General features: G+C 72.9%; 12 protein-coding genes. 6 read left to right on the forward strand and 6 right to left on the reverse strand.

The annotated features are described in order from the left end of the window. Window positions 1–49: 49 nt before the first annotated feature. Window positions 50–709 (forward strand): GNAT family N-acetyltransferase, encoded by a 660-nt coding sequence (locus tag ACZ4E1_RS37025; protein ID WP_467547885.1) that lies wholly within the window; start codon window positions 50–52, stop codon window positions 707–709. A 54-nt stretch (window positions 710–763) separates the two neighbouring features. Further along, window positions 764–1,858 (forward strand): DUF3626 domain-containing protein, encoded by a 1,095-nt coding sequence (locus ACZ4E1_RS37030; RefSeq protein WP_467547887.1) that lies wholly within the window; start codon window positions 764–766, stop codon window positions 1,856–1,858. On the opposite strand, the gene ACZ4E1_RS37035 is transcribed toward ACZ4E1_RS37030, so the two are convergent. Continuing rightward, window positions 1,785–2,543 (reverse strand): rhomboid-like protein, encoded by a 759-nt coding sequence (locus ACZ4E1_RS37035; protein WP_467547889.1) that lies wholly within the window; start codon window positions 2,541–2,543, stop codon window positions 1,785–1,787. The genes ACZ4E1_RS37030 and ACZ4E1_RS37035 overlap by 74 nt on opposite strands. A 318-nt stretch (window positions 2,544–2,861) precedes the next feature. On the opposite strand from ACZ4E1_RS37035, the gene ACZ4E1_RS37040 reads away from it, so the two are divergent. The 4 genes from ACZ4E1_RS37040 to ACZ4E1_RS37055 all read left to right on the forward strand — a co-directional run bounded on the left by ACZ4E1_RS37040 (window position 2,862) and on the right by ACZ4E1_RS37055 (window position 9,560). Continuing rightward, window positions 2,862–3,566 (forward strand): spermidine synthase family protein, encoded by a 705-nt coding sequence (locus ACZ4E1_RS37040; protein WP_467547891.1) that lies wholly within the window; start codon window positions 2,862–2,864, stop codon window positions 3,564–3,566. A 94-nt stretch (window positions 3,567–3,660) separates the two neighbouring features. Further along, window positions 3,661–4,398 (forward strand): response regulator transcription factor, encoded by a 738-nt coding sequence (locus ACZ4E1_RS37045; protein WP_188336900.1) that lies wholly within the window; start codon window positions 3,661–3,663, stop codon window positions 4,396–4,398. Further along, window positions 4,395–5,528, forward strand: coding sequence for a HAMP domain-containing sensor histidine kinase (locus ACZ4E1_RS37050; protein ID WP_467547894.1), 1,134 nt, complete (start codon window positions 4,395–4,397; stop codon window positions 5,526–5,528). The genes ACZ4E1_RS37045 and ACZ4E1_RS37050 overlap by 4 nt, the downstream gene beginning before the upstream one ends. 240 nt (window positions 5,529–5,768) lie before the next feature. Next, window positions 5,769–9,560, forward strand: a complete 3,792-nt coding sequence (locus ACZ4E1_RS37055; RefSeq protein ID WP_467547896.1) for a multifunctional oxoglutarate decarboxylase/oxoglutarate dehydrogenase thiamine pyrophosphate-binding subunit/dihydrolipoyllysine-residue succinyltransferase subunit — start codon at window positions 5,769–5,771, stop codon at window positions 9,558–9,560. Between the two features lie 79 nt (window positions 9,561–9,639). Here the strand turns inward: ACZ4E1_RS37055 and fxsT are convergent, their stop codons facing one another. The 5 genes from fxsT to ACZ4E1_RS37080 all read right to left on the reverse strand — a co-directional run bounded on the left by fxsT (window position 9,640) and on the right by ACZ4E1_RS37080 (window position 19,290). Continuing rightward, window positions 9,640–12,600: an FxSxx-COOH system tetratricopeptide repeat protein gene (fxsT, locus tag ACZ4E1_RS37060; RefSeq protein WP_467547898.1), complete on the reverse strand. Its 2,961-nt coding sequence runs from the start codon at window positions 12,598–12,600 to the stop codon at window positions 9,640–9,642. 137 nt (window positions 12,601–12,737) lie between these two features. Beyond that, window positions 12,738–13,991: an FxsB family cyclophane-forming radical SAM/SPASM peptide maturase gene (locus ACZ4E1_RS37065; protein ID WP_467547899.1), complete on the reverse strand. Its 1,254-nt coding sequence runs from the start codon at window positions 13,989–13,991 to the stop codon at window positions 12,738–12,740. Next, complete coding sequence (locus tag ACZ4E1_RS37070) at window positions 13,988–14,350, reverse strand: YxD-tail cyclophane-containing RiPP peptide (protein WP_467547900.1); 363 nt, start codon at window positions 14,348–14,350, stop codon at window positions 13,988–13,990. The genes ACZ4E1_RS37065 and ACZ4E1_RS37070 overlap by 4 nt, the downstream gene beginning before the upstream one ends. Window positions 14,351–14,417: 67 nt before the next feature. Beyond that, the gene (locus ACZ4E1_RS37075) at window positions 14,418–18,269 is read right to left on the reverse strand and encodes an SAV_2336 N-terminal domain-related protein (protein WP_467547902.1); all 3,852 of its coding nucleotides are present in this window, start codon (window positions 18,267–18,269) and stop codon (window positions 14,418–14,420) included. A 4-nt stretch (window positions 18,270–18,273) separates the two neighbouring features. Further along, a complete protein-coding gene (locus ACZ4E1_RS37080) occupies window positions 18,274–19,290 on the reverse strand; it encodes an AAA family ATPase (protein ID WP_467547904.1) in 1,017 nt (338 codons plus the stop codon). Window positions 19,291–19,332 lie beyond the last annotated feature (42 nt).

Consider the following 19,332-nt stretch of genomic DNA (forward strand, 5'->3'; position numbering starts at 1 on the left):
CGCGTAAGGCATGAATGAAGTCTGCGCCTATTACAACGGGGGTCATGGGATGACGGTCGACACACGGGTACGGGACTGGGTCGGCGGCTGGGTGCTCTCGCGCGGGGCCGCGCCCCCGCTCCCCGAGCCCTGGGGGTTCACGGTCCACGTCGGCCTGGCGTCGCACGTGAGCCGACACGTCCTCGGCGCCGTGAACGACGGCGTGCGCGAGGACGACGTCCGCCGGGCCGCCCGGTCCGTGCGCGGGCCCGGCGCCCAGCTCAAGGTCTTCGCCGACCCGGAGCGGGTGCTGCCGTGGCTCGGCCCCGAGTGGGAGCCGTACGACCTCGGCGACGTCCTGATGACGGCCGAGCTGACCGACGCCGAGCCGCCCGCTCCCCCGGCCGGGTACCGCCTGCGCACCTGGACCCGCGACGGCGTGACCCGCGTCCTGCTCACCGACACCGAGGGCTCGTTCGCCGCCCGGGGCCAGACGGCCACGACCGGGGCGAGCACGGTGGTGGACATGATCGAGACCTCCGAGGACCACCGCCGCCGGGGCCTCGGCAAGGTCGTCATGGGCACGCTCCGGGTCGCGGCCCGTGCGCAGGGCGCCAGGCACGGCCTCCTCGCGGGCACCCCGTCGGGCCAGTTCCTCTACCGCTCCCTGGGCTGGCACACGGTGGCCCCGCTGACCAACGCCCGGCGCCGGGCCACGACAGCGGCCTGACCTCCGGCCCTAACTCGCTTGCCCGGACGGCACCGCGCCCCGAAGAATCCGGGCATGAGCGCACCCGTGACCCCGCTGACCCGTGCCCAGGACGCCGCCCTGCGGGCGCTGCGAGCGACCGCCCTGGCCGGCCGCGAGGACGCGCTCGGGCGGCTGGCCCGGTGCGGGGTCGACGCGACGGCGGCCGAGGGACTGATCGCCCTGGTGCACCGGCACGCGCGCGTGACGCTGAACTTCCACCCGGACCGGCTGCTCGCCGACGGACGGACCACGGTCGCGGCCGGACTCGCCGCCGACGCCCGCTACCGGGGCCAGTACGAGACGGGACTCTCCAACGGGAGCCGGACCGCGCACCCGGGCGGCCTGCGCGACGACTGGGAGCACGCCCTGTTCGGCGGGGCGTACGCGGGCGCGGCGGCCAGGGAGCGGCCCAAGTACGGGGCGCTGAACGTGGCGCGGCACCCCGACGGGGCCGCGCCCCGGTTCGGCTCCTGCCATGTGCGGCTGCGCCCGGAGGCGACGGAGCGGGCGACCTTCTGCTTCGGCGACAGCCATGTCGGCCCCGCGGACGTGGGCACGGCCGACGCGCTGCACTCCGTCCTCGCCGCGCTGCTCACCGACGCCGTGGAGAGCGGACAGTCGCTCGGGCTCGCGGGCGTGGACCCGGCGGCGGAGATCCGGGCCCTGGCCGCCCCCGCGCCGCCGCGCGGACCCGGCCGCTCGCTCGACTTCTACGTGGAGGCGCAGGTGCACGGGGACGTGGACCTGCGCACGGACGCGGAGGCGCTCGTGCTCGACCCGTCCTTCCGGGGCACGGAGACCGGCGAGCTGCTGGCGGGGCTCGGGCTGCCCGTCGAGTGGCACGCGGGGTTCGTGCTCGGCCCGGAGGTGCCGGACGAGGAGCTCGCGGCGTTCCGCGGCGAGGGGCTCGTACCGGTGGTGGGGCGGGTGCGGGCGGAGTTCGCGGACGGCGGGCGGATCGACGCGGCCTGCGTCGGACGGGCAGCGGCCTCGGCGGCCACGTCACCCGAGAGCTGGTCGGCCTACGGGACGCCGGACGAGGTGCTCCAGTACGTCAAGCAGCTGTGGCACTGCCTGGTGCGGTTCGGCAGGAGCGACGCCGGCGGCGTACCAGCGGCCAGATCGTGACGCCGATCGCGAGGGCCAGGAGGTGGCCCCAGCCGGTCATCGGGTCCTCGAAGGTCAGCAGGTCCTGGACCAGCGTCGCCCCGAAGGCCACGAGCACCAGCCAGCGCGGCAGCCGCGGGAGCAGGCCGGCCAGGGCGCCGATGCTGGCGGCGACGCCGAAGCTGATGCCGTAGTCGAGCCGGTGCAGGGAGCTGTGCGGCAGGTGGCCCGCCATGACGGACAGCCCCACCGGGATCTCCGTGGCCAGCGTCGCCAGGACGTGGCCGAGCAGGAAGACACCGGCCGCCCGCAGCCCGCCGATGCGCCGCTCCAGCGCGGTCAGCACGACGACGAAGGCGATCACGAAGGGTGACGTGAGGCCTCCGGCGACCCACAGCGCGCTGGCGAGCAGGACGCGTACGGGGTGTTCGGCCAGATGGGCGACGTCGGTGCTGGATCCGCGGAGCGCGGCGGCGACCGTGTGCGGGGCGCCGAACTCCATGAACAGCGAGGTGCCGAGCAGCAGGCAGGCGTAGCCGAAGGTGAAGGGGGTCCCGGTGGGGGTGGGGAGCAGCCGCAGGGGCCGCAGCCGGCGCCGTGCGGCCGGCACGCGCTCCTGGTCGGGGGCGCCGGGCTGGGCGGGGATGCCGTCGAGCGGGGCGCGGGCGGGGACCCGGCGGGTCTCGGTGTGCACGTGTGCCTTCACGTGGGACACCCCTTTCCTGCCGATCAACCCCCCACACTCGCCCCGTGGGGCGCCCTGCCGGTGACGGGGGCGACACGGACACGGGGCCCGGGCGCACCGACACCCTAGGCGCTCCCCGCCCCGACCGCGCGCCCTGAGCGGTCCACCGGCACGAGGCCGCAGGGCAGCACCCCGTTCGCCACGCGCGGTCGGTACGAGGACGGCGACCCGGCCACCCCCGCAGCTGCTGCCCTCCGAGCAGCAGCGGGACTCCGCACCTCGCCCCGCCGCCGGCGAGGTCCGTCGATCGCTCCCGGTGGGGCGGGGTGATCCGGAAGAATGGGTCGCATGACGAGCACGACGATTCCGTTCCCGTCCGATCCACCTGTCGTCCTGGACCGCCGCGAGGGCCCCTTCGGCGAAGTGGTGCTGCGCCGGCACGGCGACCTGCTCCAGATCATCGCGAACGGCACCTTCCTCATGGACACCTCCGACGGCCGCTCGGAGCGGCTGCTGGTCGACGCCGCGCGGGACGCGCTCGGCGCGGAATGTGAGGGTCCCCACGTCCTGATCGGCGGTCTCGGCGTCGGATTCTCGCTGGCGCACGCCGCGGCCGACCCGTTCTGGGGCCGGATCACCGTCGTCGAGCGCGAGCCGGCAATCATCCGCTGGCACCGCGAGGGACCGCTGCGCGAGCTGTCCGCGCGGGCCCTGGCCGACCCCCGTACGGAGATCGTCGAGGCCGACCTCGTGCGGCATGTGCACGCCGCCGGAGAGCGCTACGACGCCCTGTGCCTGGACATCGACAACGGGCCGGACTGGACCGTCACCGAGGACAACGGGAGCCTCTACTCACCGGCCGGTCTGTCCGCCTGCAAATCCCTGCTGAACCCCGGCGGGGTGCTCGCCGTGTGGTCCGCGCAGCCCTCCGGGGTTTTCGAAGAAACCTTGCGGAATGCCGGATTCCGGGGGGTCCGCACCGAAGAGATCCCCGTTGTCCGAGGCGTACCCGACGTGGTGCACATCGCAGTAAGGGCCGCGTAGCCGACCGGCGGTAACTCCCCGTAGGCTGGCGCCCGAAACCCAGATCATTCAAGCGTCAAGCGCGTCACGACGGCGTGCATTCAGGGGCGGGGCGATGGAGCAGACACACACCTCCCACAACGGCAGCACGGCGACCCCGGGTGCCCAGCGACGGGTCCTCGTGGTGGAGGACGATCCCACGATCGTGGACGCCATCGCCGCCCGGCTGCGGGCCGAGGGATTCCTCGTGCAAACCGCACAGGACGGTCCGGCGGCGGTCGACACGGCGGAGGCCTGGCAGCCCGACCTGCTGATCCTCGACATCATGCTGCCCGGCTTCGACGGGCTCGAGGTCTGCCGCCGCGTGCAGGCGCAGCGACCGGTACCGGTCCTGATGCTGACCGCGCGCGACGACGAGACGGACATGCTCGTCGGGCTCGGCGTGGGTGCCGACGACTACATGACCAAGCCGTTCTCCATGCGGGAGCTCGCGGCCCGCGTGCACGTGCTGCTGCGCCGGATGGAGCGGGCCGCACTGGCCGCCGCCACCCCGCGCAGCGGGATCCTGCGGCTCGGCGAGCTGGAGATCGACCACGCGCAGCGCCGCGTACGCGTGCGCAGCGAGGACGTGCACCTCACGCCGACCGAGTTCGACCTGCTGGTCTGCCTCGCGAACACGCCGCGCGCGGTCCTCTCCCGCGAGCAGCTGCTCGCCGAGGTGTGGGACTGGGCGGACGCCTCCGGCACCCGCACCGTCGACAGCCACATCAAGGCACTGCGCCGGAAGATCGGCGCGGAGCGCATCCGCACCGTCCACGGTGTGGGGTACGCCCTGGAGACGCCGACGCCATGAGCTCAGGGGACCGGCCGCCGCACCCGCGGGGCCACCGGCCGCCGCTCAATCCCGGCTGGGCGTCCGGCGGCCTGCGGCCGTTCTCGATCAAGGCGAAGCTCGGCACCCTGGTCGTCGTCTCCGTCTTCATCACCACGGGCCTGCTCATGGTGGCGATGTACACGGCGACGGAGCTGCGCTTCATCACCGTGTTCTCGATCATCGCGACGCTGCTGATCACCCAGTTCGTGGCGCACTCGCTGACCGCGCCGCTCGACGAGATGAACACGGTCGCCCGGTCGATCTCCAACGGCGACTACACCCGCCGGGTGCGGGGCGCCGACCGCCGCGACGAGCTGGGCGACCTCGCGGTGACGATCAACCGCATGGCCGACGAGCTGGCCGCGCAGGACCAGCACCGCAAGGAACTCGTGGCGAACGTCTCGCACGAGCTGCGCACCCCGATCGCGGGCCTGCGCGCGGTCCTGGAGAACGTGGTGGACGGCGTCATGGCCGCCGACCCCGAGACGATGCGCACGGCGCTCAAACAGACGGAGCGGCTCGGCCGACTCGTCGAGACGCTGCTCGACCTCTCCCGGCTCGACAACGGCGTGGTCCCGCTGAAGGCCCGCCGCTTCGAGGTCTGGCCGTATCTGTCCGGTGTGCTCAAGGAAGCCAACATGGCCGTGTCCCAGCGCGCGGGCATCGCCTCCGGCTCCGGCACCCACACCCGTACGGACGTCCATCTGCACCTGGACGTGACGCCCCCGGAGCTCACCGCGTACGCGGACCCGGAGCGCATCCACCAGGTCGTGGCGAACCTCATCGACAACGCGGTGAAGCACTCCCCGCCGCACGGCCGCGTCACCGTACGGGCCCGTCGCGGGCCCTATCCGCAGTCCCTGGACCTGGAGGTCCTCGACGAGGGCCCCGGCATCCCGGAGTCCGAGTGGCACCGGGTCTTCGAGCGCTTCAACCGGGGCGACGCGAACGACAACGCCAAGGGCAAGGGCGACGGCGGCACCGGTCTCGGCCTCGCCATCGCGCGCTGGGCCGTGGACCTCCACGGGGGCCGGATCGGCGTGGCCGAATCGACCCGCGGCTGCCGCATCAAGGTCACTCTTCCGGGAGAGCCCCGCCCGCAAAGTTGACGTAGGGTTTCGGTCAGGCGGAGGTCAAGCCGCGCCGAGGCGTACCCGAACGCGCCGGGCGCGGGTCCGAACGTACGCAAACCCCGGTTGTTTCCCGCCATTTCCCGGCCCGAAACACCGGTTCCGGTGTGACTTACGCGACGGATGCCCTGCCCGGTCTGCACTCTCCCGGGTTGGAGGCGTAGCCTTTATTCCCGCTGTCCATCACCTTGTGAGAAGCGGAAGAGGGCGGTTCACGCCGTGTCGCCACAGTCCCCCAGTAACTCGAGCATCTCCACCGAGACCGACCAAGGCGGGCAGGGCAAGAACCCTGCCTCGGCCTTCGGCCCCAACGAGTGGCTCGTCGACGAGATCTATCAGCAGTACCTCCAGGACCCGAATTCGGTTGACCGAGCCTGGTGGGACTTCTTCGCCGACTACAAGCCCGGTGCCGCAGCCGCGGGGGCTGCGCCGACCGAGCCGGCCGCGAAGCCCGCCCCGGCCGCCCCCGCGCCTGCTCCGCAGGCGGCCGCCACTCCGGCCCCGGCTCCCGCGCAGCCCGCCGCCGCAGCTCCCGCACAGGCTGCCGCCGCGCCCGCCGCGCCCGCTGTGAAGCCGGCCCCCGCCGCCGCACCTGCCACTCCCGCACCGAAGAAGGCTGAACCCGTGACGACCGAGGCCCCCGCCGGCCCCGAGTTCGTGACGCTGCGCGGTCCCGCCGCCGCCGTCGCGAAGAACATGAACGCGTCCATCGAGGTCCCCACGGCCACGTCCGTGCGCGCCGTCCCGGTGAAGCTGCTGTTCGACAACCGCATCGTCATCAACAACCACCTCAAGCGCGCCCGGGGCGGGAAGATCTCCTTCACGCACCTCATCGGGTACGCGATGGTGCAGGCCATCAAGGCCATGCCGTCGATGAACTACTCCTTCCAGGAGAAGGACGGCAAGCCGACCCTGGTCAAGCCGGACCACGTGAACTTCGGTCTGGCCATCGACCTGGTGAAGCCGAACGGCGACCGCCAGCTCGTCGTCGCCGGCATCAAGAAGGCCGAGACGCTGAACTTCTTCGAGTTCTGGCAGGCCTACGAGGACATCGTCCGCCGCGCCCGCGACGGCAAGCTGACGATGGACGACTTCTCCGGTGTCACGGTCTCCCTGACCAACCCGGGCGGCCTCGGCACCGTCCACTCCGTGCCGCGTCTGATGCCCGGACAGTCGGTCATCATGGGCGTCGGCTCGATGGACTACCCGGCCGAGTTCCAGGGCACCTCCCAGGACACGCTGAACAAGCTCGGCATCTCGAAGGTCATGACGCTCACGTCGACCTACGACCACCGGGTCATCCAGGGCGCCGCCTCCGGCGAGTTCCTGCGCATCGTCGCCAACCTCCTCCTCGGGGAGAGCGGCTTCTACGACGAGATCTTCAAGGCCCTGCGCATCCCCTACGAGCCGGTCCGCTGGCTCAAGGACATCGACGCCTCGCACGACGACGACGTCACCAAGGCCGCGCGCGTCTTCGAGCTGATCCACTCCTACCGGGTCCGCGGCCACGTCATGGCCGACACCGACCCGCTGGAGTACCGCCAGCGCAAGCACCCCGACCTGGACATCAACGAGCACGGGCTCACCCTGTGGGACCTGGAGCGCGAGTTCGCCGTCGGCGGCTTCGCCGGCAAGTCGATGATGAAGCTGCGCGACATCCTCGGTGTGCTGCGCGACTCGTACGTCCGCACCGTCGGCATCGAGTTCATGCACATCCAGGACCCGAAGCAGCGCAAGTGGATCCAGGACCGTGTCGAGCGCCCGCACGCCAAGCCGGAGCGCGAGGAGCAGCTGCGCATCCTGCGCCGGCTGAACTCGGCTGAGGCCTTCGAGACCTTCCTCCAGACCAAGTACGTCGGCCAGAAGCGCTTCTCGCTGGAGGGCGGCGAGTCCGTCATCCCGCTGCTCGACGCCGTACTGGACTCGGCCGCCGAGGCCCGCCTCGACGAGGTCGTCATCGGCATGGCCCACCGCGGCCGTCTGAACGTCCTCGCGAACATCGTGGGCAAGTCGTACGCGCAGATCTTCCGCGAGTTCGAGGGCAACCTCGACCCGAAGTCGATGCACGGCTCCGGCGACGTGAAGTACCACCTGGGCGCCCAGGGCACCTTCACCGGCCTGGACGGCGAGCAGATCAAGGTCTCGCTGGCCGCGAACCCGTCCCACCTGGAGACGGTCGACCCGGTCATCGAGGGCATCGTCCGCGCCAAGCAGGACATCATCAACAAGGGCGGCACGGACTTCACGGTCCTGCCGGTCGCCCTGCACGGTGACGCGGCCTTCGCGGGCCAGGGCGTCGTGGCCGAGACGCTCAACATGTCGCAGCTGCGCGGCTACCGCACGGGCGGCACGGTCCACATCGTCATCAACAACCAGGTCGGCTTCACCGCCGCCCCGGAGTCCTCGCGCTCCTCCATGTACGCCACCGACGTGGCCCGCATGATCGAGGCGCCGATCTTCCACGTGAACGGCGACGACCCCGAGGCCGTCGTCCGCGTTGCCCGTCTGGCCTTCGAGTTCCGCCAGGCGTTCAACAAGGACGTCGTCATCGACCTCATCTGCTACCGCCGCCGCGGTCACAACGAGTCGGACAACCCGGCGTTCACGCAGCCGCTGATGTACGACCTGATCGACAAGAAGCGCTCGGTGCGCAAGCTCTACACCGAGTCCCTCATCGGTCGCGGCGACATCACGCTGGAAGAGGCCGAGCAGGCGCTGCAGGACTTCCAGGGCCAGCTGGAGAAGGTCTTCACCGAGGTCCGCGAGGCCGTCTCGCACCCGGCCGAGGTCCAGGTCCCGGACCCGCAGGCCGAGTTCCCGGTGCCCGTGCAGACCGCGATCTCCCAGGAGGTCGTCAAGCGCATCGCCGAGTCCCAGGTCAACATCCCGGACAACATCACGGTGCACCCGCGTCTGCTGCCGCAGCTGCAGCGCCGTGCGTCGATGATCGAGGACGGGACGATCGACTGGGGCATGGGCGAGACCCTCGCCCTCGGCTCCCTCCTCCTGGAGGGCACCCCGGTCCGCCTGTCCGGCCAGGACTCGCGCCGCGGCACCTTCGGTCAGCGCCACGCGGTCCTCATCGACCGGGAGACCGGCGAGGACTACACCCCGCTCCTGTACCTGTCGCCCGACCAGGCCCGCTACAACGTCTACGACTCGCTGCTCTCCGAGTACGCGGTCATGGGCTTCGAGTACGGCTACTCGCTGGCGCGTCCCGAGTCCCTCGTGATGTGGGAAGCCCAGTTCGGTGACTTCGTCAACGGCGCGCAGACGGTCGTCGACGAGTACATCTCGGCCGCCGAGCAGAAGTGGGGCCAGACGTCCGGCGTCACCCTGCTTCTCCCGCACGGCTACGAGGGCCAGGGCCCGGACCACTCCTCGGCCCGTGTCGAGCGCTTCCTCCAGCTCTGCGCGCAGAACAACATGACGGTCGCGATGCCGACCCTCCCGTCGAACTACTTCCACCTCCTGCGGTGGCAGGTGCACAACCCGCACCACAAGCCGCTGGTCGTCTTCACCCCGAAGTCGATGCTGCGCCTCAAGGCCGCCGCGTCGAAGGTGGAGGAGTTCACCACGGGCGGCTTCCGTCCGGTCATCGGCGACGACTCCGTCGACCCGAACGCGGTGCGCAAGGTCGTCTTCGTGGCGGGCAAGCTGTACTACGACCTGGAGGCCTCGCGGGTCAAGAACGGTGTCACCGACACCGCGATCATCCGCGTCGAGCGTCTCTACCCGCTGCCGGGTGCCGAACTCCAGGCGGAGATCGCCAAGTTCCCGAACGCGGAGAAGTACATCTGGGCCCAGGAGGAGCCGGCGAACCAGGGTGCCTGGCCGTTCATCGCGCTCAACCTGATCGACCACCTGGACCTGGCCGTCGGCGCCGACGTCCCGCACGGTGAGCGCCTGCGCCGCATCTCGCGGCCGCACAGCTCGTCCCCGGCGGTCGGCTCGGCCAAGCGCCACCAGGCGGAGCAGGAGCAGCTGGTCCGCGAGGTCTTCGAGGCGTAACCCTCCCCCTCTCGGCAACCAGTCGGGCCCGGCACCCTCAGGGGTGCCGGGCCCTTCCGCGTTCCTGTTCCGTCCCTGCCTACACCGGCTGCGGCTCGAAGTCCCAGTACGGGCGCTGGCGGCGGCGGACGCTGACGGTGTGGGGGTGCTGGTCGCCGAGGGTTTCGGCAAGCACCCGGATCACCTCCTGCTCCTTCTCCCCCGCTTCCTTGCCGCGCCGCAGCAGGCGCAGGTCGGTGGCGTGGGCGGCCCAGGCGGAGAGGGTCAGCGGGTGGCGGGAGCCCAGCACCGCCTCGGCGCCGGTGGCGGCCTCCAGGCTCAGTTCGGCGGCGCCGTCCACGTCGCCGGCGAGGGCGCGGGCGCCGGAGGTGTTGACGCCGCAGCCGATCGTCCACGGATGCCGCTCGCCCACCGCCACGCGCATCCTCGACAGCGCCCTCTCCGAGAGGTGCAGCGACTCGTCCCGTTCGCCGAACTCGGCCATCACCAGGGCCAGGTTGCCGAGGACTCCCGCCGAGAACGGGTGGCCGTCGCCGAGCAAGGTGGCGTGGCCGGTCGCGGCGCGCTCCGCGAGGTCCCTGGCCCGGCTGGGGTCGCCGTGGGAACGCTGCAGGCTCGCGTAGTCGGCGAGCACGGACAGCGTGTCGGGGTGCTCGGGTCCGTGGACCTGCTCGGAGCGCATCAGCACGGTCTGCAACAGCGTCTCGGCCTTCTGGTACTCGCCGGAGCGGCGCAGACACAGCGCGAGGCTGTGCTCGGCGCGCAGGGTCTGGGGGTGGTGCAGGTCCATGATCTGGTGGTGGACCAGAACCGTCTGTTCCTGCGTGGAGAGCGCGTCGTCGTACTTGCCGAGCCAGCGCAACAGGCTGGCGCAGACGGTGCCGCTCTCCAGGGTGGACGGGTGGCGGGCTCCCAGGACCTGCTCACGGATCTTCAGCTCGGCCCGCTCGATGGCGAGCGACTCCTCGTAGTTGCCCAACTGCCCCAGCACGGCCGCGTAGTTCAGCTGCTGGTCGAGGGTGCGCGGGTGACGCTCCCCCAGGAGGACCCGGTAGGCGTCCCACACTTCCTTGAAGAGGTCGCGCGCCTCTTCGTAGGAAGCCAGTGCCCACAAGGAGCCGCCCAGTCCCTGCTTGGCGAGCAGGAGGTCGTTGCTGTCGGGGGCGTGCTCCTGGAGCAGTGCCACCGAGTTGCGCCCCGCCGCCTCCGCCTCGCGGTAGCGGCCGACCCTGCGCAGCATGATCGCGTGGTAGTAGTCGAGCCGCAGCAGGTTGCGGTCGGTCGGCCGGAAGCGCTGCTGCCAGCGGGGCAGCGCCTTGCGGATCAGTTCGAGCCCGGCCGAGTACTCGCCGCGTACGCGGAGGTAGTTGATGCAGTCGAGGATCAGTGACTGCACGTCGCTGTCGCCGCTGTCGAAGGCTCCGGCGTGGTCCAGATGGGGAATGATCTGCGCGTAACGCTCCCACAGGCGCGTGTCGTTGGGGTTGCGCGGCGAGGCGCTGACCAGGACCCGGCAGGCCGCCGCGGCGGCCTGTTCGCGCTCGGACTCGGGCATGCCGGTGCGCAGGTAGCTGTGGTACAGGTGGTGCATCTGGACGCTCTCGACGCCCTGGTCGACGCGGGTGTCGGCGGCCGGGTAGTCCATGCGCATGACCGCGGTGGCCTCGTTGAGCCGGCGCAGGTTGGTGTGCCAGCCGATGGGGTCGGCGGTGAGGGATTCGAGGTGGGCGGGCAGGTCGCCGGGGCGGGCGGACTGGATCAGGCCGACCGGGATGGCGTCCGGGGAGAAGAAGCCGAAGATCTTGAGGAGTTCGGCCGCGTCCGGGTGCTTCTCGCGCAGCATGTTCTGGGTGAGGGACCAGCTGGTCCAGACGCTCTTCTGGTAGTCGTCGTCGACGAAACTGAGCCCGAACTCGTTGGGCCGGCCGCTGAGGATGCTGTCGATGTACGGCTCGACGGGCATCGTCTCGTTGATGGCGAGCCAGGACGCGGTCTGGTTCACGAGGAGCGGGAGGTCCTGGACTGCGGCGGCCAGGGAGTCGGCCTGCTCCGTGGTCAGGCGTGGCGCCCGGCGGCAGGCGAAGGCGACGCTCTCGCGCCGGGTGAAGGGGTGGACCTCGATCTCCTGGGTCCGGCTGAAGGCCGACCAGTCCCGGGTGAGCGTGGTGATGAGGACGTGTCCCGGCCCGTCGGGGAGCAGGTTCTCGATGCCGTCCACGTTGTCCGCGCCGTCGAAGATCAGCAGCCAGTTCCGGTACGGGGTGCCGCTGCGCAGGGCGCTCTGGACGGCGCGGATCCGGTCACCGGTCTCGCGGCCTGCGGGAAGGTTGAGCCGGGTGGCGAGCTCGGCGAGCTGCTCGCGCGCGGTGCCCGGGTAGCCGGAGTTCACCTGCCAGACGATGTCGTACTCGTTGCGGAAGCGGTACGCGTACTCGCGGCCGATCTGCGTCTTGCCGACTCCGGAGATGCCGCGCAGCACGCAGCGCTCGCCCTCGCTGTCCAGGAAGACGGAGTGGATGCGTTCGAGGATCTCGTCGCGGCCGGTGAAGCGCTCGTTGCGGGGCGGGACGTTCCACTGGGCCTGGTCGTCGTTCGGGAAGCGGGGGCCGCCGCCGTCTCCCTCCTCGGCGGGGCGGGGCCGCTCGATGCCGACGCGCCGCATCAGCCGGCGGCCGGCCTCGCGGGCGCTGAGCCCGAGCAGGCTGACCGGGGCCAGGGCGGCCGTCGCGGCGGGCAGGGCGCCGGTCGAGACGTTCACGGCGACGAAGCGATCGGCGTGGGCGGCGACCACTTCGCGCAGGGCCTCGGTCCACTCCTCCGCCGGGCGCGGGCCGAGCCCGAAGTACCAGTCGTCCAGGACGAGCAGAACCCGCCCGGGTGCTTCGAGCAGACCGGTGAGCGCATCGACCAGGGACGTCTCCAGCTCGGGGTCCCAGCGCAGCATCGCGGTGCCGATGCCCTGTCGTTCGAGCTGGTGCGCGATCCAGGCTGCCCAGGGACGGCTGGAACCGGCGTGACTGATGGTGATGAACTCGGCCATGCGACCGTCTCCCTGTCCTGCGCTGTGCGGCGAACGAATGGGCGTGCGAGGTGGATCGGGGGCTGCTGGCACCGTAATTCATGGTCGGCCGGCAGATCTGACGAAGCGTCGGCCGTGTCGGGATTCGGCCGGAAAGGCTAGGGCGAGGTACCGATCTCGGCCTGGACCCTGGCAGAGATGTGGCGTATGAGCCGGGCCATGTCGGCGCAGTAGACCGTGGGGTGGCGGAATCCGCTGCGGGTGAGGAAGCGGTGGGCGTAGTTGCCGCCGCCGCAGACGTCGACGAGCGGGCAGGACCGGCACTCCCGGCCGAGGGCGTCCCGGCCCAGGTGCCGGGCCGCGATCCCCGGATGGTCGAGCGCCTCGTCGAAGCTGTGGCGGTGCACGTCCAGGCCCGTGACGGGGGCGCCCTCGTACGTGGTCTTGAGCGAGTCGACCTGCTCGATGGCGCCGTCGGTGTCGACGACGACGGCGGCGACCGGCGAGAGCCCCACGACCTCGGTGGCGCTGGGCTGCCCGAGGAGCAGGGCGATGATCTCGGCGAACAGCCGGATGCGCACGGCGGGGCCGGGGCTCGCCCACCACAGGTCGAACGCCTCGGCCAGCCAGTCCCCGTACGGAGCCGGCCGGCGGTGCGGGAAGCCGAGCGCACCGGGGTCGGCCGGGGCGACGCCGGTCGGGGGGATGCTCCAGTTGTTGTGCGGGAGCAGCAGGTCGAGGCCGGGCGGACGCAGGTCGAGGAGCGTGCGCAGCACGTCCGCGGGGTCGTTGGCGAGGTCGATGGTGCACAGGACGCCGGCGAAGGTCTCGGGCCGGCGGGCGAGGAGCCGGGCCGCGCGCGAGGCGGCGGGCCAGGAGGCGCGTCCGCCGCGGAAGGTGCGCAGCCGGTTGTGTCCCGCGGTCCCTCCGTCGAGGCTGAGGCCGACCCGGATGCCGGCGGCGGCGAGGGCGTCGAGGGCGTTCTCCGTGAGCAGCGTCCCGTTGGTCTGGACGCCCACGTCGACCTGACAGCCCGCGGGCACCGCCCGGCGCACGGCGGCGGCGTAGCGCACGAGCGGGGCCGGGCCGCCGAGCAGGGGTTCGCCGCCGTGCAGGTCGATCCGCACGGAGGGCAGCCGGTGGGTGCGGGCGTGCTCAGCGATCCGTTCGGCGGTGCGCCGCACGGTCTCGTCGGCGACCTGGGCCGGGCGGTCCTGCCAGCTGGTGTCGGCTCCCTCGTAGATGTAGCAGTACGAGCAGGCGAGGTTGCAGCGGCTGTGCACCTTCAGGACGAACTGGCGGAACGGCACCGGCCGGACTCCGGAGCGCCGCAGGGCGGGAACGTCGAGGTCCTGGAGGGGCCACGGGGCGAGCAGGTCCGTCGGTGCCGCCGACGGGTCCCCGGTGCTCACCTGAAGACCTGGGTGTCACCGTCGGCTCCGTCCCCGTACACCGCGACGGTCCGCTCCGCGGTCCTCGGCCGCGCGATCAGCCCGTCGAGGACGGACGCGAGGACCGGGTGGTCGCTGCGGCCCCGCAGCTCCGTCAGGTCCAGGCCCGCGTAGTCCGGCAAGGGCACGGCGGGGCCGTTGCCGTCCGGGCAGTCCTCGTACAGCGCCACGGTCCGCCCCACCGTCCGGGGCCGCGTCAACAACCCGTCGATCACGGCCCCCAGCACCGGATGATCGCTCCGCCCCCGCAGCTCCGCCAGGTCCGTCCCCGCGTGATCCGGCAGGGACCCACTGGGCTCGCTCGCGGCCGGGCTCAGCACATCGCCTCCTCGTGACAATCGGCTAAGCGGGCATGCCCCGGCGTCCGGTGAGGAAAACACCGGCGGGTCACTGCGTGCCGTCCAGCCGCCGGATCCGGTCATCCGTGCGGCGCACCTCGGCCGGGTCGGCCGCCGGGGTGCGGGCCCAGCGTTCGCGGGCCGCGCGGTAGAGGGTCAGGGCGCGGGCGGGGCCGGCGAGGAACTCCAGGACCTCGCCGCGGCCGTGCAGGGCGCGCGCCGCGGTGCGCGGGTCGCGGGCCGCCTCGGCCTCCTGGACGGCGCGCGCGTACGCCTCGTCGGCGCGGACCCACTCCTCCCGCTCGCGGGTGTGCCGGGCCAGGAGCCCGTGCAGGCCGCCGAGTTCGAGCCAGGCGGCGGCGCGCAGGGCCGGCACCTCGGTGTCCCTCAGTGCCTGGTCGAGGGTCCAGCACGCCTCGTACAGGTCGGCGATCATGGACTCCGCGCCGTAGCGCCGGCGCAGGGCGGCCGCCAGCAGGAGGCGGCGTTCCACGGCCGAGGGATGGCTCGGCGCGGTGTCGGCCACGGCCTCGCGCAGGCTGTTGACCGCTTCGGAGACCCGGTTGGGGTCCTCGGACTCGTCGTGGGCGCGCTGGGGCTCCAGCAGCATCTGCCCGTACGAGACGAGCAGCTCGGCTCGCTGGGGGTCGCCCGGTCGTAACAGACTCAGTGCCCGCTTCATCTCCGCCTCGGCCGCGTCGGTGTCCGCCTGGTCGCTGTCACTGTCGCTGGTGCTGTCGCTGGTGTTGTCGCTGTTGCCGTTGTTCCACATCAGCAGGGCGAGTCGTCCGCGCGCCGCGGCCTCGAGCGGGGTGTCGCTCTCGGTCCGTGCCGCGTCGGCGGCTCGCTTCAAGACTGCCCTCTCAGACTCCAAAGCGAACGGAGCATCGCTCAGCGCATGTGAGGTCGCCAGATCGAGGAGGGCCCGGGCGGGGGGCGTGCCCGCGCCGTCCACGCCCCCGACGCGCTCCGCGCCTGCGGTGAGCGCCGCCGCCGCCCGCAGGGCGAGACGGCGCCGTTCGGCGGTGTCGGGCAGAGCGTGCAGGGCGCATCGGAGCAGGGCGCGGCCGAGGGCGAACCAGAGTTCGGCGGGCGGGGCGCCGCCCGGCCAGCGCTCGGTGAGGCGGCTCAGGACGCGCACGGAGCGGTCGAGGTGGGTGAGGTCGTCGTCGGGTGAACGGTCGAGGCGGCTGTTCACGACGGCGGTGTGGAGCACGGCGCAGGACAGGCGGGTGGCGGCGGTCAGGCCCGGGAGGTACAGGGCGAGTTCGAGCTGGGCCAGGGCTTCGTCGACGAGGCGCTCCCCGTGCTCCCGCAGCTCGGTGGACTCGGGCGGGCGGCGCCGGGCGGCCTCGGCGATCCGCTCCTCGCCCCGGGTCTGCAGCACGCGGGCGAGGGCGATGCGGGCCGCGCCGAGGCCCTCGGGGTCGGGGTCGGTCCGCGCGGCGAGGGCGTCGACCTCGCGGCGTGCGACGTCCTCGGCCTCGGCGAGCCGGCGCGGGTCGCGCCATTCCTGCCAGGCGTGCAGCAGGGCGCGGGTGTGGAGGCGGCCGGCGTCGGGGTGGTCCGTGGCGCGGGGGGTGCGCAGCAGGCGCAGGGCTTCGAGGAGGTCGTCGGCGCCGCCGTCGGTCTCGTAGCGGCGCAGGCGTTGTTCGGCGGCGCGCAGGGGGTGGCCGGGCAGTTTGAGGGTGCCGGGGAGTTCGGCGAGGCCGCGTTCGAAGTGGCGCAGGACGAGGTCGGAGACGGTGGCGAAGGGTTCGGGGACGCTGCCGGTGCCTCCGGTGGGGCGGCGGCCGGTGCCTTCGAGGTAGGCGACGACGGCGGCCGGGTAGTTGCGGGCGGCACGGCCGAAGGTGCGTTCGAGGTAGAGGGCGCAGTGTTTGAGGACGAGGGCGGCCTCGCCGGCGCTGAGCCGCTGGAGGAGCAGGGTGCGCACGCGGGGCTTGAAGTCGAACCAGGGGCCGGTGCGGGCCTCCTGCTCGCGCCCCGGCCCGTCGCCGGGCGGGCGCTGGGTGACGAGGCCGCCGAGCAGCACCTCGGCGAGTTCGGCGGGGCCGGTGCCGGGCTGCATCGTGTGCTGGACCAGGCGCATGACGGGCAGGGCGAGGGGCGCGGCGGCGAGGTGGACGGCGAGGTCGCGGGCGGTGGGCGAGGCGGTCTCGTCGAACTCGACGAGCAGCCGCTCCGCCTCGTCGTCCTGACCCAGGGTGTCCAGGGGTGCCGCGGGGGTCCGGGCGACGGTGTCCAGCGGTGCGGCGGCGCCGCGCAGCCGCAGTCCGCCCTCGGCCGCGACGAGCCGCGACCAGGTGCCGAGTGCGGCGGGGGCGGGCGTCAGGACGGGGACGTAGGGGCCGGCCGCGATCCTCGGTCCGCGCCGCAGCTCTCTGAACTCCAGTTGGCTGTACGGGCCTTGGCGGCGGGTCAGGGTTCCGGTGCGGGCCGGCAGAGCGGTGCGCTGCCAGAAGCGCTGGGGCAGGGGCTGGAGCACGGCGAGCGGGGCGCCGGTGACCCAGCCGCGCAGCAGCCGCTGGAAGGTGCCGTCGCGCCACAGGGGTCCGGTGCAGTCGCTGAGCAGCAGGTGGACGCGCTGTCCCGAGGGGTCGGTGACCTCCTGGGCGGGGCGCAGGACGTGGCCGAGTCCCGGGCGGGCGGTGACGCCGAGGCCGTCGCCGAGCGGGTGCAGGTACTGCACGACGACGTCGCGGAAGGCACCGACCTGGACGCAGGCGCGGCGCAGGTCGGCGAGCAGGCCGTCCCAGACGGCCATGGCGGGGGCGCCGTCCATGAGCAGGACGAGGTCGGCGGTGCGCCGCCGCACGGGCCGCCGGACGGGACTCAACAGGCCGACCGTCGCGGTCAGTTCGGCGGTGGCGGTCTCGTCGAGCTCGCTGGGGGCGAAGAGTCCGGGCGGCCGGTAGGCGCGCAGGGGGCGCAGGGCCCGGCGCAGCGCGGGCAGGGCGGGGAGCCCGGACATGGCGGCGGCGCGGGGGGCGCCGGTGGCGGGGGCCGGATCCGGTGCGGCCGGGCGCAGTTCGGCGAGGGTGACGGGGGCCGCTCGCGGGGGTGTCACGGCGGGCTCCCCGGATTTGGCCGGATCCGACCGGTGCGGAGGAGGTCCCTCCGGCGTGTCGGGGGTTTCGGCGGCCGGTTTCGGGCCGCTCGGCACGGGCCCGGAGGACCGCGCTCCCGTACGCGACGACCGCCCACCGCCACCGGCCCACCGAGCCAGCCAGAGGGCGTCGGCGAGCTCCCGGGTGTCGAGCGGGGTACCGGCCTCGGCGAGGGCACGGACGAGACGGGTCAGCGGGTCGGGGGCCTGCGGGCCAGAGGCCTGGGGGGCGGAGGCCTGCGGGTCGGGGGCCTGCGGATCGGAGACCTGCGGGTCGGGGGTCCCCCCGCCAGGGGTCCGCGAACCGGGGGCCGTCCTATCGGAGGCCGCCCGATCAGGGGCCTGTGAGTCGGAGGCCTCCCGATCCGGGCCGTCCGGATCGGGAACGGGCGGGGCAGGGGCCTCGTGGTCCGGAGTCCCCGGGTCAGGAACGTGCGGGTCGGGAGCCTGCGGGTCAGAGGCCTGCGGGTCGGAGGCCTGCGGGTCGGAGGCCTGCGGGTCGGAGGCCTGCGGGTCAAGGGCCTGCGGGCCAAGGGCCTGCGGGCCAAGGGCCTGCGGGCCAAGGGCCTGCGGGCCAGGAGCCTGCGCGTCGGAGGACTGCGGGTCACGGGTCACCCCGCCACGGGTCCGCGAACCGGAGGCCGCCCGATCGGAGGTCTCCCGATCAGGGGCCTGCGAGTCGGAGGCCTCCCGAGCCGGGCCGTCCGGATCGGGAACGGGCGGGGCGGGGGCCTCCTGGTCCGGAGTCCCCGGGGCAGGAACGTGCGGGTCGGGAGGCTCGGGAGCGGGCACCCGGTCACCGCGTCCGGTCGAGGGGCCGCATCAGTTCGCCCGACAGACGGGCGCGGGCGGCGCTGTCCGTGTCCCAGCCCGTCTGGCGGACCAGATGGATGGCGTTGAGCAGCTGGTCGACGGCGAGCACGTCGCCGGGGTCGCGGTCGAGGAACTGCTCGATGAGCGCCGCGTGTTCGTCGTCGGCGCCCTCGCCGAAGTGGGCGCGGACCATGCCCGCGAGCCGCTCGGCGTCGGGCGGGGTCATCTCCAGCTGGATGCAGCGGCGGCGCAGCGGGGCGGGGAAGTCGCGCTCCCCGTTGCTCGTCAGGACGATGAACGGGAAGGCCCGGCAGCGCACCCGGCCGTGATGGACCGTCACCTTGGCGCCGTCGTGCGTGAGGACCTCGACGTCAGGGGCGACATCCGCGATCCGCTCCAGCTCGGGGATGGTGAACTCACCCTCCTCCAGCACGTTGAGCAGGTCGTTCGGCAGGTCGATGTCGCTCTTGTCGAGCTCGTCGACGAGCAGCACGCGCGGGCGGTCGTAGGCGAGCAGCGCGGTACCGAGCGGCCCGAGTCGGATGTAGCGCCCGACGTCCGCGATGCCGGCGGCGGTGTCCTCGCCGAGGGCGGTGCGGATCTGGAGGTCCTGGAGACGCCCGATGGCGTCGTACTGGTAGAGCCCCTCGCGCAGGATGCTGCGACTGACGACCGGCCAGGTGAGGACCCGGCCCAGCTTCAGCTCGTACGCGACCGAGTGCGCGATGGTCGATTTGCCGCTGCCGGGCTGACCGGTGACGAGCAGCGGTCTGCGCAGGTAGAGCGCGGCGTTGACCAGCTCGCGCTCCTCCGCGCCCGGCCGGTGCATCTGCGCCTGGCGGCTGCGCACCCCGAGCCGGCGGACCGAGGCGCTGTCCAGCTCGCCGGGCGAGTCGAGCGCGGGGGCGCCGTCGAAATCGCGCCAGGGCGGCGGTGGGGGAAGCCGCTCGATGTCGTCGTGCGGGGCTCCGGCGCCCCGGTAGATCAGCCACTCGCTCATGAAGGCCCCCTCCGCGACAGGCTGCCACGAAAATACCGGGCC

The organism is Streptomyces sp. NPDC025806 (genome assembly GCF_055558275.1).

Excerpts from the sequence above, each read along its gene's own strand:
- ACZ4E1_RS37025 (WP_467547885.1), top strand. The coding sequence starts at position 50 with ATGACGGTCGACACACGGGTACGGGACTGGGTCGGCGGCTGGGTGCTC.
- ACZ4E1_RS37030 (WP_467547887.1), top strand. The coding sequence starts at position 764 with ATGAGCGCACCCGTGACCCCGCTGACCCGTGCCCAGGACGCCGCCCTG.
- ACZ4E1_RS37040 (WP_467547891.1), top strand. The coding sequence starts at position 2,862 with ATGGGTCGCATGACGAGCACGACGATTCCGTTCCCGTCCGATCCACCT.
- ACZ4E1_RS37045 (WP_188336900.1), top strand. The coding sequence starts at position 3,661 with ATGGAGCAGACACACACCTCCCACAACGGCAGCACGGCGACCCCGGGT.
- ACZ4E1_RS37050 (WP_467547894.1), top strand. The coding sequence starts at position 4,395 with ATGAGCTCAGGGGACCGGCCGCCGCACCCGCGGGGCCACCGGCCGCCG.
- fxsT (WP_467547898.1), bottom strand. The coding sequence starts at position 12,600 with ATGGCCGAGTTCATCACCATCAGTCACGCCGGTTCCAGCCGTCCCTGG.
- ACZ4E1_RS37080 (WP_467547904.1), bottom strand. The coding sequence starts at position 19,290 with ATGAGCGAGTGGCTGATCTACCGGGGCGCCGGAGCCCCGCACGACGAC.